Origin of the sequence: Methyloterricola oryzae, assembly GCF_000934725.1 — a bacterium.
Classification (GTDB): Bacteria; Pseudomonadota; Gammaproteobacteria; order Methylococcales; family Methylococcaceae; genus Methyloterricola; species Methyloterricola oryzae.
The window spans coordinates 15,389-30,873 of the sequence record NZ_JYNS01000008.1 but is presented as its reverse complement, the minus strand read 5'-3'; the positions used below and the strand labels follow the sequence as shown (position 1 = coordinate 30,873).

Sequence of the window (15,485 nt, the reverse complement as noted above, 5' to 3'; positions counted from 1 at the left end):
TCCCATTTCCATGACGCGTCCCTTGTCGTGATTCGCAGGGCTGTTCATGGGATAATGCTGTAATTTTAACCACATTGCATCGCACATGGCCCAATACATCTACACCATGAACAGGGTAGGGAAGGTGGTCCCGCCCAAGCGCGAAATCCTGCGCGACATCTCCCTGTCCTTTTTCCCCGGCGCCAAGATCGGCGTGCTGGGACTCAACGGCTCCGGCAAATCAACCTTGCTCCGCATCATGGCCGGCGTGGATACCGAGTTTAACGGCGAGGCACGCCCGCAACCCGGGATCAAGATCGGCTATTTGCCGCAGGAACCCCAACTCGACCCCAACAAAACTGTGCGCGGGAATGTGGAAGAGGCGGTGCAAGCGGTCAAGGACAAGCTGGCCGAACTCGATGCGGTCTATGCCGCCTACGCAGACCCCGACGCGGATTTCGATGCCCTAGCCGCCAAGCAGGCGGAACTGGAGGCCTTCATCGAGGCGGCCGGGGGGCATGAACTGGACCGCACCCTGGAGATCGCCGCCGATGCCCTTCGGCTGCCTGACTGGGACGCGGATGTGACCAAGCTCTCCGGTGGCGAGCGCCGCCGCGTGGCCTTGTGCCGGTTGCTGCTTTCCAGCCCGGACATGCTGCTGTTGGACGAGCCCACCAACCACCTCGACGCTGAATCGGTCGCCTGGCTGGAGCGCTTCCTGCACGATTTCAAGGGAACGGTCATCGCCGTTACCCATGACCGCTACTTCCTCGACAATGTAGCCGGCTGGATTCTGGAGTTGGACCGCGGGCATGGCATCCCCTGGGAAGGCAATTACTCCTCCTGGCTTGAACAGAAGGAGAAACGCCTGGAGATTGAGGAGAAACAGGAGTCCGCCCGGCAGAAAGCCATGAAGGCGGAACTGGAATGGGTCCGTTCCAACCCCAAGGGCCGCCATGCCAAGAGCAAGGCGCGCCTGTCGCGCTTCGAGGAACTGTCCTCGAAGGAAACCCAGGCCCGCAATGAAACCAAGGAAATCTACATTCCTCCAGGCCCCAGGCTGGGCGATGTGGTGCTGGAAGCAGAGGGTATCCGCAAGGGTTTCAGCGACCGCCTGTTGATCGAAGACCTGAGTTTTCGGCTGCCGCCCGGCGGCATCGTCGGCATCATCGGTCCCAACGGCGCCGGCAAGACCACCCTGTTCCGCATGATGGCCGGTATCGAACAACCGGACGGCGGTTCCATTCGGGTAGGCGAGACGGTGAAGATTGCCCATGTGGATCAGATGCGCGACCAACTGGACGACAAGAAGACCGTATGGGAAGAGATCTCAGACGGTCTGGACATGATCACCGTCGGAGCCTACCAGACGCCGTCGCGGGCCTACTGCGGCCGCTTCAATTTCAAGGGGTCCGACCAGCAGAAGCGCATCGGCGACCTCTCCGGCGGCGAGCGCAACCGTGTCCACCTGGCCAAGCTGTTGCGCAGCGGCGGCAACGTCCTGCTGCTGGACGAACCCACCAACGACCTGGACGTGGAAACCCTGCGTGCCCTCGAAGAGGCGCTGCTGGACTTCCCCGGCTGCGCCGTGGTTATCTCCCATGACCGCTGGTTCCTGGACCGCATCGCCACCCACATGCTCGCCTTCGAGGGTGACAGCAAGGTGGTCTGGTTCGAAGGCAACTACGCCGACTACGAGGCGGATCGCCACCGCCGCCTGGGCACCGATGCCGACACCCCGCACCGCATCAAGTACCGCAAGCTGCAGGCGTAAGAAGGCAAGGCGCCGTGCCTGGACTGAGTTCAGGCGGCGGCGATCAGGCGCTTGTAGGCTTCCTGGGCGCCAGCCTTCACGGCTGAGCGCGTCTCGAGCAGCAAGATGCAGCGTAGAGCCAGATCAAATGAGCGATAGCAATGGTGCGCGATCAGCGCCAGGTGCTTGAGTTGCTCGTCACTTAGGTTGTCCGGGCGGCTGAAGTCGCGCACATACACCATATCGGCTTCCAGAAGCTGATTCGTGCCGCCTGCGACACCCATTCCAGGTTGCCAGGGCGCAATGGCCCAGTGCTTGACGGCGGCGAAGGTATGGGGGATGAACCCTTGAGCGCGCAGCTCCAGGTCGATTTCGCCGAGGCTCGGCTGGTTCTGATAGAGGTTCACGAACGAAACTTCCACCTGGACGGCGACCGCCTCTGACAGTTTCCGAATTCCATTTTGGAACACCGCCAACTCGCCTCCCTGTATGTCAATCTTGAGAAAGTCCATGTGCTCGATTTCCGCGATGTCATCGAGTCGGCAGGTCTGGATGGGCGCGCGGGCGGTGACCTCCCCAAACGACTCAAAGGGTTCGAACAGCGCAAGGCGCGCCGCATCGGGTTCCAGGCAGCTGGTCATTCCCGAGGCCCGGCAGATGTGGAGCATGTGCTCTGCGCCGTCGCCCACCGCATAAGGGAGATAGCGATCATGGGGCCCCTGACGGCGTTGCAGCTCTGCCAGCGCCTCCGCCTGCGGCTCGAACCCGGTAACTTCGCAGATGCCAGCCAGCAGCATGGGGCGGTAGGGCGGTTCGCCATCGATCGGGTTCGCCCCGATATCGACGACGTGAGTCTTGCGCGTTGGGGCGAGCAGTGAATAGAGATCCTGACGCGCCGGTTCAATGGCCGAAGGCGCAGGTTGGAGGGGAATGCCCAGCTTGTCCCGGGCGAAAGCGTCGTTGCGCAGAATGCGCGCCTTGTCAGCCTCCGGCAGGCATGGACAGTTCAAGGCTTTCACGCAGGCCTCGTGGGACTCCCGGTAATGACCAGCCCAATAGGCATTGACGGCGAATTCGTCGAGCAGGCCGTAGTCGTAGATCCAGTTCTCCACGAACAGGCCGATCGACGGCGGCGAAAGCCAGAGGCCTGTTTTGGCCAACTCGTATCCCCTAGCAAAGTATCCTTTCTCCCGGCATAAGCGGGCCGCGCCGTGCAGGGCTTCCGCGCGGGCCGGCTGCGCTTGATGTGCTGTAAGGTATGCCTGGATGACGGCTTCATCATCATGACCCAGGCTCTGCATGAGCTGCGCCGCCTGGTAAAAGCTGATGAAAACCTCTTCCTGCCAGAAGCCGAGCCGGCTGCGTTGCAGGTAGTGGTCCAGTGCCTCCTGGCGCCGCCCGGCATCCCGGTAGCTTTGCGCCAGGTAAAACGTATAGCGCGACCGCATGAACGGGTCCTGCTCTTCGTCGAGGGCCTTCCGCAAGACGGTGATGTCGGATTGATACTTCAGTGGATTTTTGTTCCTGGCGCTGTCCTGGATTTGTTCCGCATGGAAGCCCGTCACCGTGCCCCTTGTCAGGCCAGGCGGAGTTTCTAGAAATTCGTGCAGAACACCGCGGAAACGAAACGGATGCCGGTTGCTGAACAACCAGGGCAGATGGTAGCTGACGGAGCCATGCCGTAGCGGTAGGTCGTAGTAGTCGGACACGAGGTTCGACTTGAAGGCGGCGCTGTCGAAGTCCTCCCGGAAACGCAGAATGTTGTCGGCGTCGATCATCAGGCCATAGTCGACAGAGGCTTCCTCGCGCAAACGGGCCAGGGCGAAGCTGCGGTTATGGGCGAAATCGCGCCAGGGTTCCTCGATCACGGTCCCTGGAATCTTGTGCTCTTGGAGGAAATCCAGCACGACTTGCTGCGTGCCGTCCGCCGAGCCGGTATCGACCACCAGCACATGGTCGATAAGGGGCAGGGCATGGCTCAGGCAGCGGCGGATGATATGGGCTTCGTCCTTGACGATCATGCACAGGGCGATTTTCTTCACGGTGTTTTCATTGAGCGTGCGCGGTCGATTCTGTGGAAGCCGTATTAGCGCGCAAGCACTTGCGCACAGCGCCTTTGCGGCTTCATGCTTGATTATGGCTGACTCCTCCGCTTTTCGCGGCGGCCGTCGCAGGGTTCGCCGGGGTGGGCCAATCAGCCGGGCTGCCGCGGGGGCACTGTGGCCCCCGGGACTTCAGCGGGTATGCCGGATCAATCGAGAAGTTTCAGGGTTACCTGGGCGCCGACGCCAGGCGCCAGGGTCATGACGAAGGGCGTTGCGGAGTTGTTGCGAAGCGTGATCACATCCCCCGCCGCCAGGGTCAGCATCGCGTGACCTTCCACCATGCCAACTGCGACCAGCATGGTGACCGGCGTGGAAGCGTCCACCGTGCCGTTGACGGCGATAGCTAACTGCGCGCCAACGCCGGCAGTGATGGAGACCGAATACTCGACCTCGTAGGTGCCAGCGGCCGGCACCGTGATCGTTGTCAACCCAGGCGTGTGGCTCACGCCTGTCAGCGGTCCATTGTTGCTCAAGGGCACATCGGCGCCACCGACGACGGTGGAGTCGGCAATGGTGGCCAGTTCATACGTATATCCGAAGTCGGAGATGCCGGCGGCGCCAGTAGCTCCGGTGGCGCCGGTTGCTCCCGTGGCTCCGGTGGCTCCGGTGGCGCCGGTAGCCCCTGTGGCTCCTGTTGCGCCGGTCGCCCCCGTGGCACCGGTCGCGCCGGGAAGTCCGGGAAGGCCCTGCGGCCCGGTTGCTCCTGTCGGGCCGACGGGACCCGTCGCTCCACTGGCACCCGCAGGGCCAGTGGCACCGGTGGCACCGGCAGGTCCGGTTGCTCCCGTGGCGCCCGCGATCGAACCAGTGTCCGAGAATGATGTGCCATTCCATACATAGCCATGGCCGTTGTCCTGGCTGATGTACAAGTCCCCTGTGGTGTTATCCGATTGCGGCAGATCGGTGGTGTTGGTGACCACGCCCTTGATGGCGAGGCCGGTGGCCGCCAGCACCCTCCAGACGCCGGCATCGCTGTCGGGCGCGACGCCTTGCACCCTGCCCTTGGTGCTCAGGTATAAGGCATTTTTGTAGCGAACTACCGCGCCGCGACCGTAGGTCTTGTCGGCGGACCAGTCATTGCGGTAGCGCATGTGGATGGCGGCTTCGGAGCTTGCGGCGAACGTCAGTCCGATGGCCAGTGCCAGTGCGGAGGGTTTGATGAGGCGATGACGGTTCATATGTTTTCTCAGATTCTAGGGACAGGTCGAGTTCCGCGGAGATGAGGGCACGCGATCAGCGTGTCTTCACCAACGACGCCGAAAGCGTAGTCGGAACTCTGTTGAATACAAGGAAATGCCCTATGAGTCGTGCGAGCAGATTGAAAGTAGTTCTGCGCTGTACTCAGGATTTAAACTGGCGCGGTACCGGTGAAAATCTGCTTTGGCATACCGTCGCGGAGCGGTTGACGACGGATTTTTGACTACTACACTGATAGCCGGCGATGGGTTGCCTTTGAAGCCGCCAGCTTTTCGGCGTCGCCGGTACGGCATGTTCGTACCGTCGCTCTCTCAGCCCGTTTTGCCCGTTCGCATGATGGAGATTCCCGGTATGTTCACAGGAGAATGAGCGCAATGGCCCTCCCCCGTCGCGTTTTGCTGATTGGAGAAGACCTGGAGCTTTGCCGGGACATCGAACGCATCCTTCGCTTCGTCGACTGCGAAGTGATCACCGCCTCGCCGCGGGACGTGCCGGCTGAAGCGTCCGGGGCCGCCTGCACGGCCGTATTCCTGGCGGTGAAGACAGTGGAGGAGGATGTGCTGGTGCATTTCGCTGAGCTGCACCGGCACGTCCCGCTGGTCCTGGTTCAGGACCCCGACGATCCCAATCCGCTGTGCGCCCGGCTGCAGACCCTGGCGGCGGCCAAGTTGGACTGGCCCTGCAACTATCCCGCCTTGGCTCAATGTTTCGAGGGCCTGAGCCAGCCCTCGGGCACCCCGCCGGTGCGCTCCCCCGAGCTGTTCCGCAGCCTTGCCGGGGAAAGCCCGGCCATCCAGCGCACGCGCAAGCTGATTCAACAGGTGGCGCCTTCCGACGCAACGGTGCTGGTTTTGGGCGAGTCGGGCACCGGCAAGGAAGTGATCGCCCGCAATCTGCATTACTATTCCCCCCGTCGCCAGAGGCCCTTCGTGCCGGTCAATTGCGGAGCGATACCCAGCGAGCTTTTGGAGAGCGAACTGTTTGGGCATGAGAAAGGCGCTTTCACCGGCGCCTTGAGCGCACGCCAGGGTCGCTTCGAAATGGCCGAGGGTGGCACCTTGTTCCTGGATGAGATTGGCGACATGCCGCTGTCCATGCAGGTCAAGCTCTTGCGTGTTTTGCAGGAGCGTACCTTCGAGCGGGTCGGCAGTAACAAGACCATGCAATGCGATGTGCGCATCGTTGCCGCGACCCATCGCAACCTGGACGAAGAGATCCGGCAGAATCGCTTCCGCGAGGATCTCTATTACCGCCTCAACGTCTTTCCCATCGAAGTGCCGGCTCTGCGTGAGCGGGTGGAGGATATACCGGTGCTGGTGGAGGATCTCACGTCCCGCCTCAAAGCCGAGAAGAAATGCACGATCCGCGTCAGCGCCGCGGCGTTGCGCTTGATGCAGAAGCACCACTGGCCGGGCAATGTGCGCGAGTTGTCCAACCTGATCGAGCGCTTGGCCATCCTGTTTCCCAATGGCACGGTTGAAGCCAGGGATCTGCCGGAAAAGTTCCAGCGACACGCACCCGCCTCGCTGGACGAAGAGGGCCGGTTGGAGAACGCGGCCTCGGCGGATGAGGAAAGTGCGTTCACGATGCCACAACGCGCCAGCGATGCCATCGGCGCCTCCCCGCGCCTGCCGGAGGATGGACTGGACTTGCGCGAACACTTGAATCAACTCGAATGCGAGTTGATCAAGCAAGCCCTGGATGAGTGCAATGGCGTGGTCGCGCACGCCGCCAACCTGTTGCGCATGCGCCGCACGACCCTGGTGGAGAAACTGCGCAAGTACGGACTGCGCAGCGAAGAAACGTCAATAATTTGACCGCCCATTCATAACTGTCTGTAAATTAATGGGAAAAGTTTAAGGCATTGTAATTGCTTGGGTCCTGGCAGGTACGCTCTTTGAACCCTGCCGAGGATCCAGTGAACCAGACCTACATGGGTAGCGCGGAAACCCTGAAAGACGCTTTTCAGGTTTTCAACGAACTATCGGAAAATCTGACACGCTCCTACCTTGACCTGGAGTCCCAGGTCGGGCGGTTGACCGCCGAACTGGCGGCTGCCCGCAGCGAGCGCCTGAGCACTCTGATGGAAAAGGAAAAGCTGGCGATACGCCTGCAGCGCTTGTTGGAAGCGCTGCCGGGTGGCGTGCTGGTGACCGATGGCAAGGGCCGGGTGGTGGAGCACAACGCGGCGGCGTCCGCCATGCTCGGTGGCGATCTCAAGGGGCGTCGCTGGCTGGAGGCCCTCGATGCCGCTGCGCTGCCGCTCGCCGACACCCCGAACCAGCGCCAACTCCTGGACGGCCGCACCGTCAGTCTCTCCCTGAATCCTCTGGTGGACGAGCCGGGTCAGATCATCCTGCTCACCGACATCAGCGAAGTACGCGCCCTGCAGGAGATGGTGAGCCAGCAGAAGCGGCTATCGGCGCTGGGCGAAATGGTGGCAAGCCTTGCGCACCAGGTTCGAACGCCTCTCTCCGCGGCTTTGCTGTATGCCTCCAATCTTGGTGGCGAGCAGTTGAGCGGCGCCCAACGGGCCCGATTCGCCGCCAAGCTGGTGGAGCGCTTGCAGCACATGGAGCGCCAGGTCAACGACATGCTGGCCTTCGCTCGCATCGGCCGTTTGTCATTGGAAAAGATCGATGCCTCGGGCTTGCTGCGGCAGGTGGCGGAGTCGTTCGAGCCGCCGCGTGATGGCAGGCAGGTCCGGCTGGATCTGGGACAATGCGTCGGGGAGTGCGAAATATTTGGAAATCAGGATGCCCTGCTGGGGATTCTTCACAACCTGATCAACAACGCCGTCGAGGCTTTTGCCGGTCAGCCCGGGACCATCAGGCTGAGCCTGGAGCAGCCGGGCGCATCTCGCCTGCGTATCGTGGTGGCCGATGACGGCCCCGGTATCCCGGAGGATGTGCGCCCACACATCTTCGAGCCGTTCTTCACCACACGCGCCCAGGGCACGGGCCTTGGGCTGGCCATCGTCGATTGCGTGGTTCGCTCCCACGGTGGCTGCGTCACCTGTCAGTCCAAAGCCGGGAAGGGCACGCGTTTCCTCATCGACCTGCCCGTGGCGGGCGCCGGTTCCCTGCTGCCCGGCGGCTACCGCGGAAAACAACAATCCCCTGGAGTGCAAGACCATGTCCCAGCTTGACGTCCTCATCGTTGAAGACGACCTGTCCCTGTGCGAAGCCCTGAGCGACACCCTGGAACTGGCCGGGTTCAGTGTCGCCAGCGCGCCCAACGGCCGCGAGGCGCTGAAGTCCCTGCGCGAGCGCGATGCGCGCCTGGTCATCAGCGACGTGCAGATGCCCGAGATGGACGGCATCGCGCTGTTGCAGCAGATCCGGGCAATCTACAGCGATCTGCCGGTGCTTTTGATGACGGCCTACGGCACCATAGAAAAGGCCGTACAAGCCATGCAACTAGGCGCCGCGGATTATCTGGTCAAGCCGTTTTCTGCCGATGTGCTGGTGCAACAGGCAGGCCTGCACATGGCGCCGAGGCCCGTGGAAACCTCCGAGCGGGTGGTCGAGGATCCGGCCATGAAGCGGGTTTTCGCCCTGGCGTCGAAAGTGGCGCATTGTGAGGCAACGGTGCTGATACAAGGTGAAAGCGGTTCCGGCAAGGAAGTGATCGCACGCTATATCCACCAGAGTTCACCCCGCCACGGCGGGCCCTTCATCGCCATCAATTGCGCCGCCATCCCCGAGAACATGCTGGAGGCGGAACTGTTCGGCTATGAAAAAGGCGCTTTCACCGGCGCCGTACAAACAGTGCCCGGGCGCTTCGAGCAAGCCCAGGGCGGCACCCTGTTGCTGGACGAGATTTCCGAGATGGCCCTGCCGCTGCAGGCCAAGCTGCTGCGTGTGCTGCAGGAGCGGGAATTGGAACGGGTCGGCGGCCGGCGCACCATTCATCTCGACGTGCGCGTGCTTGCCACGACCAACCGCGTACTGAAAGAGATGGTGAAGGAAGGCAGTTTTCGTGAAGACCTGTATTACCGGCTTAGCGTGTTCCCCTTGAGCCTGCCGGCGCTGCGCGAGCGGCCCGGCGACATACTGCCCCTGGCGCGCTTGCTGTTGCGCCGGCATTGGCGGAGCGGCAAGGAGGCGCCGGCGATCTCGCAGTCGGCCGAGGCGATGCTGCAGAGCTACGCCTGGCCAGGCAACGTGCGCGAGTTGGACAACGTCATGCAACGGGCCCTGATCCTGCGTGCCGGCACGCGCATCGAGCCCACGGACCTGGTGTTTGACGCCGGCTTTGTTCCCATGGAGGCGCTGCCCAGGCTGGAGGACACGGAGGAGGACGAAACGCCGTCCGCCGACCGGCTCGGTGACGGTTTGCGCTCGGTGGAGGAGAAAATCATCCTGGATGCCTTGCGCGACGCGGGGGGCAGCCGCAAGCACGTAGCCGACCGGCTGGGCATCAGCCAGAGGACCCTCAGGTACAAGATCGCGCGCATGCGCGAGTCCGGCATTGCGGTGCCGGGCTGAGGCCCAGGCTTGCCGCACAAAGGTTCGGCGGCATATCTTGAGTAAAGCTGCAAAGCCCGCCCATGGCGGGCTTTGTGGTTTGTGGGGGTGGACGATTAAGGGTCTTGCGGGTGGCTCGGAGACGATGGCCCGATTAATGCAAACTCATAGGCAAGTGACGAATTTCCGATGAGGCCCGACATGAGCAACATGGACATCAACCAAGTACTCGCGCAGATGCGCATCATGGGGGATCAGGCCCGCAGTACCGCCATCCGCACGGAGGCACCGGCAACCGACTTCTCCGCGCTGTTGCGCGATTCCATCGACAAGGTCAACGATACCCAGCAGCAGGCCAACAAGCTGGCGGAAGCCTTTGAAACCGGGCAGACCGACGCGAGCCTGGCGGAGGTGATGATCTCCTTGCAGAAAGCGAGCGTGTCTTTTCAGGCCATGGTCCAGGTGCGTAACAAACTGGTCGAGGCCTACAAAGACGTCATGAACATGCCCATCTGACCGGTGAATAGCGAGGCGGCGCACTTATCATGGAACTGACCAGCAACCAGAACGAGAGCGGCAAGAATCTCGTAGCCGGCGAAAACAAGCCGCACGCAGGAGGCGATAATTTGCCGCCCGTGGTCCGCGGGTTCGTTCTTTTGCCGCGGGGGCGTCAGATTACCGTCATCGTCTCGCTGGCTTCGGCCCTGGCCCTGGCCGTCGCGCTGTTGCTGTGGTCGCAGCAGCCGAACTTCGAACGCCTCTACGGCAACATGCCTGAAAAGGAAGCCGGCGAGGTGGTGGAAGCACTGAAAAAACTGAATATGGAGTATCAGCTGGACGAGCGGACCGGGGCCATCCTGGTGCCCAACGACAAGGTCCATGAACTCCGCCTGAAACTTGCCGCACAGGGCTTGCCCCGCGAAACGGGTTCCGGTTTCGAACTGCTGGACAAGGAAACCAGCTTCGGTTCCAGTCAGATGATGGAAACAAGCCGTTTTCAGCGCGCCCTGGAAGGGGAGATCGCGCGCTCCATCACCAGCATCCGTAGCGTCAAGAGCGCGCGGGTGCACCTGGCTTTGCCCAAGGAATCGGTCTTTGTGCGCCAGGCGCGCAAGCCCAGCGCTTCGGTGGTGCTGGAGTTGAATTCTGGATCCCTGGAGCAGGATCAGGTGGATGCCATCGTGCACCTGGTGGCGGCCAGCGTGCCACAGCTGGAGCCGGAACAGGTGGCTGTGGTGGACCAGCGCGGGCGCTTGCTCAATTCCAGGGATGCCGCCAGCGGACTGAACCTGACATCCAAGCAGTTCAATTACAAGAAGCAGGTGGAGGACCACCTGATCGACCGGGTGGACAATATCCTTACCCCCATGGTGGGGCCTGAAGGCCTGCGCACCCAGGTATCCGCCGACCTGGATTTTGCAGTCACCGAACGTACACAGGAAATCTACAATCCTGATCTGCCAGCCCTGCGCAGCGAGCAGACCAGCGAAGAGCAGATGCGCCAGGGTGCCGGCGTGCAGGGAGTCCCCGGTGCGCTCAGCAATCAACCGCCGCCGGCGGGTGTCGCGCCGCAAGTGGCGCCCGGCCAGCCGGCGGCCCCTGGACAAGCGGCAGCCCCCGGCCAGGCCGCGGCGCCGGGACAGCCCGGCGCGGAGCCGACGCCCAAACCGGAAGTAATCAACGCCAGCAAGAGCGCAACGCGCAACTACGACCTGGACAAGACCATCAGCCATTCGCGCCTGAGCACTGGCGAGATTCGTCGGCTCACGGTTGCCGTGGTGGTGGACAATCGCCGCGTCCCGCAACCGGACGGCACGTTTGCCTCCCAACCGTATAGCGAGGAGGACCTGGGGCGATTCACCAATCTGGTGAAGGAAGCCGTCGGATTTGACGCCGCTCGCGGCGACCGGGTAACGGTGACCAACGCGGAATTCCATCAGGAGCTTGAGCCGCCGCCGGCGCAGGTCTGGGAGCAGCCCTGGTTCTGGAGCGTGGCCAAGCAGGCGGGCGCGGCGTTGTTTCTCCTGATTCTGGTCTTCGCCGTGCTGCGGCCCGCCATCAAGGGGCTGGCGAACCGCGCCGCCATCGAGGCCGAGCGCTCGGCCGCTGTGGCGGCACAAGCCCCCTCGGTGGCGCAGGAAGCCGTGCAACAACTGCCCGGCATGGCCCAGGCAGTGGGCGGCGAGCCGCTGATGCTGGGCGGCGGCGGGCCCGACGAGATGTTAATGCTGGAGGCGCCGCAAAGTTATGAAAAGCGGCTAGAGTTTGCACAAAAGGCAATCGATCAGGATGCCAAGCGCGTGGCGCAGGTCCTGAAAACCTGGTTGAACACAAATGGCTAACGATAACGCACTGGATCATGCACAGCAGGCCGCCCTGTTCCTGTTGAGCGTCGGCCACGACCGCGCCGCCATGGTCCTGAAAGACATGGGGCCCAAGGAGGTGCAGCAGATCGGCGCCGCCATGGCGGAGCTGCGCAACATCACTTCCGACATGGTCGACAACGTGATGGAGCGCTTCGTCACCTCCATCCGCAACCAGACGGCCCTGGGCGTGGATTCGGACGAGTATATCCGCACCATGCTGACCCAGGCCCTTGGCGCCGACAAGGCCGCCAACGTGATCGATCGCATTCTGCTCGGGCGCAACAGCAAGGGTCTCGACCAGCTGAAATGGATGGACCCGCGCGCCATTGCCGACCTCATCAAGCAGGAGCATCCGCAGATCGTTGCCATCATCATGTCCCTGCTGGACAGCGACCAGGCGGCTGAAACCCTGGCCTTCCTGCCGGAGCGCACCCGCGCCGACGTCATCATGCGCGTCGCTACCCTGCAAGGCGTTCAGCCCTCCGCCCTGATGGAACTGGACGACATCATGGACAAGCAACTGAGCGGCAATGCCAACGTCAAATCCTCGACTCTGGGCGGCGTGGATACGGCCGCTAACATCCTCAACTTTCTCGACAGCGCCATCGAAGCCACGATTATCGAGCAGATCAGCGAGAGCGACGCGGAACTGGGACAGAAGATCCAGGACAAGATGTTCGTATTCGACGATCTGGCCGACGTGGACGACCGCGGCATTCAGACCCTGCTGCGCGAGGTGGCCACCGACTCTCTGCTGCTGGCTTTGCGTGGTGCGGACGATACCCTCAAGCAGAAGATCTTCAACAACATGTCCAGGCGCGCCGCCGAAATGCTGCGGGACGATCTCGAAGCCGCGCCGCCGGCACGCCTCAGCGACGTGGAAGCCGCGCAGAAGGACATTCTCGCCATCGCCCGTCGTCTGGCGGACACCGGTGAGATCTCGCTAGGCGGCGCCGATGAACTCATCTAAGGAGTTTTACTCCGCCGAGGAGCTGACCACCGTCACGCCCTGGCGTCTGCCTTCCGTTGACGAGGAATGGGAGCGTCCAAGGCCGCCAGGGCAGGGCACTTCGGAAGTCGTCAGCGAGGAAGAGCTGGAGAGCTTGCCGCGCCTGACGGCGGAAGAAATCGAGGCCATGCAGAAGCAGGCCTATGAAGAGGCCGCAGCGCAAGGGCAGCAGGAAGGATACGCACAGGGCAGGGCGCAAGGATACCAGGAGGGCTTCGAGCAGGGCAGGGAGGAAGGCTATGCCCAAGGCGAAAGCGCCGTGAAGGAGCAGATCGCCCTGCTGGAGCAAATCGTCGGTACCCTCGATAAACCTCTCGAAGACCTGGATGAACAGGTCGAAGAGGAACTGACCGCCCTGGCGATCGCCCTGGCCCGCCAGTTGGTGCGCCGTGAGCTCAAGACCGACCCGGGGCAGATCATCGCCGTGGTGCGTGAAGCCCTGTCCGTCCTGCCCGCCAATTCGCGCAAGGTCAACCTCTACCTCCACCCGGAGGATGCGGACCTGGTGCGCTCGGCGCTTTCCATCGACGATCACGGCCAGCGCTGGAAACTGGTGGACGACCCCCTCCTAACCCGCGGCGGATGCCGCGTCATCAGCGAGAACTCGGCTATCGACGCCACGGTGGAGACGCGCATGGCGGCTGCCATTGCCCGCGCGCTCGGTGGTGAGCGAGGAGGCGATCCGGCATGAATCTGCAATCGCCTCTGACATCGCGCTCGGTGAACTGGCGGGAAAAGCTGTCCCTCTACCGCAAGCGCCTCGCCACGCCGCCGGAATTGATCGTGGAAGGCAAGCTCACGCGCATGGTCGGCTTGACCTTGGAGGCCATCGGCTGCCGTGCCGCCGTGGGCGGGCGTTGCCTGGTGGAAACGCCGCACGGGCGCGTCATCGAGGCCGAAGTGGTGGGTTTTGCCGGGGAACGCATCTATCTCATGCCCACCGGCGACATCCACGGCTTGGAACCGGATTGCCGGGTAATTCCCATGGGTCGTGCTTGCAGTGCCAAGGTGGGCTTCGGCTTGCTCGGCCGGGTGATTGACGGCGGCGGCAAGCCGCTGGATGGACGCGGGCCGCTGCTGACCGAAGCGAGCATGCCGCTCACCGGCAAGCCCATCAATCCCCTGGCGCGAAAGCCCATTCATGAGCCGCTGGACGTGGGGGTGCGCGCAATCAACGCCATGCTGACCGTGGGCCGTGGCCAGCGATTGGGCCTGTTCGCCGGCACCGGCGTCGGAAAGAGCATCCTGCTCGGCATGATGACCAAGTACACCAGTGCGGACGTGGTGGTGGTGGGGCTGATCGGCGAGCGAGGCCGAGAAGTGAACGAATTCGTGCAGAAGATCCTGGGCAGCGAAGGTCTGCGCCGGGCGGTGGTCGTCGCCACACCGGCCGATTATCCGCCCTTGATGCGCATGCACGGGGCCTTGCTGGCGACTGCCGTGGCGGAGTTTTTCCGCGATCAGGGCTTGAACGTACTCCTGCTCATGGATTCCCTGACCCGCTTTGCCCAGGCCCAGCGCGAAATTGCCCTGGCCATCGACGAGCCTCCGGCCACCAAGGGCTATCCGCCCTCCGTGTTTGCCAAACTGCCGCAATTGGTGGAACGGGCGGGCAATGGCGACGAAGGGGAAGGCTCCATCACCGCGTTTTATACGGTTCTCGCGGAGGGCGACGATACCAACGATCCCATCGCCGACGCCGCCCGCGGTGTACTGGATGGACACATCGTGCTGTCGCGCGCCCTGGCCGATGCGGGTCATTATCCGGCCATAGACGTGGAGGCTTCTGTCAGCCGCGTCATGCAGGATATCGCCGACGAGCAGCACATGGCGCAGGCGCGCCGCCTGAAAAGGCTGTATTCCTCATTCCAGCAGAACCGTGACCTGATCAGCGTTGGTGCCTACCAGCACGGCGCCGATCCCAGGATCGACGAAGCCATCGCCATGAATCCGGGAATCGTGGGATTTCTGCAGCAGGATATGAACCAGGCGGTTTCCTTCGAGGAAAGCCTGCAGGACCTGAACAAGCTGCTAGGCGGCTAGGCTTTGCCGGTTGGCGGAGACGCCGTGGCGCTTTGATTCTGAGCCAGGGCGTCAGAATAACATTGCACAGACGACACTGAGAGATGGCTACCATGAACCGGATCAAGCGTATCGCACCCATTGTGGAATTGGCGGAAACCAAGGAAAAGCAGGCGGTTCAGGCTTATGGCATGAAGCAGCAGAAGCTCGAAGAAGCGCGCAAGGCCCTGAACAGCCTGCGGTCTTTCAGGGAGAACTATTCGGCGCTGTTCAACCAGTCCGGTACCAAGGGCATTGGCATGCGTCAATTGCATGAATACCGGGCCTTCCTGGCCAAGATCAACGTGGCCATCGCCGAGCAGGAAAAGACCGTGGCCACGGCCGAGACCGAGCTGGAGGCGGCTCGACTGGCCTGGGAGACGGCGCACGGTCATACTCTGGGCATGCATAAAGTGCTGGATAAGCTCCAGGCCGAACAATCGCGCAAGGAACAGAAGCGGGAGCAAGCGGAGCAGGACGACCGGGCGTCGCGCCGGGGCGCCGGGCTGAAGTCGCTTTTGACGGTCTTCATCTGATCCCGATCCA

General features: G+C 62.6%; 12 protein-coding genes. 10 read left to right on the top strand and 2 right to left on the bottom strand.

The annotated features are described in order from the left end of the window. Nucleotides 1-85: 85 nt before the first annotated feature. Nucleotides 86-1,753, top strand: a complete 1,668-nt coding sequence (ettA, locus tag EK23_RS11950) for an energy-dependent translational throttle protein EttA (protein WP_045225607.1) — start codon at nt 86-88, stop codon at nt 1,751-1,753. A gap of 29 nt (nt 1,754-1,782) precedes the next feature. On the opposite strand, the gene EK23_RS23930 is transcribed toward ettA, so the two are convergent. Together EK23_RS23930 and EK23_RS22525 are read right to left on the bottom strand one after the other, a co-directional pair. Beyond that, nucleotides 1,783-3,774: an FkbM family methyltransferase gene (locus EK23_RS23930; protein WP_200892147.1), complete on the bottom strand. Its 1,992-nt coding sequence runs from the start codon at nt 3,772-3,774 to the stop codon at nt 1,783-1,785. A gap of 209 nt (nt 3,775-3,983) precedes the next feature. Beyond that, a complete protein-coding gene (locus tag EK23_RS22525) occupies nt 3,984-5,015 on the bottom strand; it encodes a collagen-like protein (RefSeq protein ID WP_082054148.1) in 1,032 nt (343 codons plus the stop codon). Nucleotides 5,016-5,408: 393 nt separating this feature from the next. Here EK23_RS22525 and EK23_RS11930 point away from each other — a divergent pair, with 393 nt between their 5' ends. The 9 genes from EK23_RS11930 (at nt 5,409) to fliJ (ending at nt 15,475) form a co-directional block, all read left to right on the top strand. Beyond that, entirely contained in the window at nt 5,409-6,851 is a 1,443-nt protein-coding gene (locus EK23_RS11930; RefSeq protein ID WP_045225605.1) for a sigma-54 dependent transcriptional regulator, read from the top strand. A 101-nt stretch (nt 6,852-6,952) separates the two neighbouring features. Then, nucleotides 6,953-8,182, top strand: coding sequence for a sensor histidine kinase (locus EK23_RS11925; RefSeq protein ID WP_235282028.1), 1,230 nt, complete (start codon nt 6,953-6,955; stop codon nt 8,180-8,182). Next, nucleotides 8,169-9,524 (top strand): sigma-54-dependent transcriptional regulator, encoded by a 1,356-nt coding sequence (locus EK23_RS11920; protein ID WP_045225604.1) that lies wholly within the window; start codon nt 8,169-8,171, stop codon nt 9,522-9,524. The genes EK23_RS11925 and EK23_RS11920 overlap by 14 nt, the downstream gene beginning before the upstream one ends. Nucleotides 9,525-9,704: 180 nt before the next feature. Further along, the gene (gene fliE / locus EK23_RS11915; RefSeq protein WP_045225603.1) at nt 9,705-10,019 is read left to right on the top strand and encodes a flagellar hook-basal body complex protein FliE; all 315 of its coding nucleotides are present in this window, start codon (nt 9,705-9,707) and stop codon (nt 10,017-10,019) included. 29 nt (nt 10,020-10,048) lie between these two features. Beyond that, on the top strand, nt 10,049-11,845 hold the full coding sequence (gene fliF / locus EK23_RS11910) for a flagellar basal-body MS-ring/collar protein FliF (protein ID WP_082054147.1): 1,797 nt from the start codon (nt 10,049-10,051) through the stop codon (nt 11,843-11,845). Next, a complete protein-coding gene (gene fliG, locus EK23_RS11905) occupies nt 11,838-12,839 on the top strand; it encodes a flagellar motor switch protein FliG (RefSeq protein WP_045225602.1) in 1,002 nt (333 codons plus the stop codon). Before fliF ends, fliG begins: the two co-directional genes overlap by 8 nt. Then, nucleotides 12,826-13,569 (top strand): flagellar assembly protein FliH, encoded by a 744-nt coding sequence (gene fliH / locus EK23_RS11900; RefSeq protein ID WP_045225601.1) that lies wholly within the window; start codon nt 12,826-12,828, stop codon nt 13,567-13,569. The genes fliG and fliH overlap by 14 nt, the downstream gene beginning before the upstream one ends. Next, a complete protein-coding gene (gene fliI / locus EK23_RS11895; protein ID WP_045225600.1) occupies nt 13,566-14,921 on the top strand; it encodes a flagellar protein export ATPase FliI in 1,356 nt (451 codons plus the stop codon). The genes fliH and fliI overlap by 4 nt, the downstream gene beginning before the upstream one ends. Nucleotides 14,922-15,013: 92 nt before the next feature. After that, the gene (gene fliJ / locus EK23_RS11890; protein ID WP_045225599.1) at nt 15,014-15,475 is read left to right on the top strand and encodes a flagellar export protein FliJ; all 462 of its coding nucleotides are present in this window, start codon (nt 15,014-15,016) and stop codon (nt 15,473-15,475) included. Nucleotides 15,476-15,485: the final 10 nt, after the last annotated feature.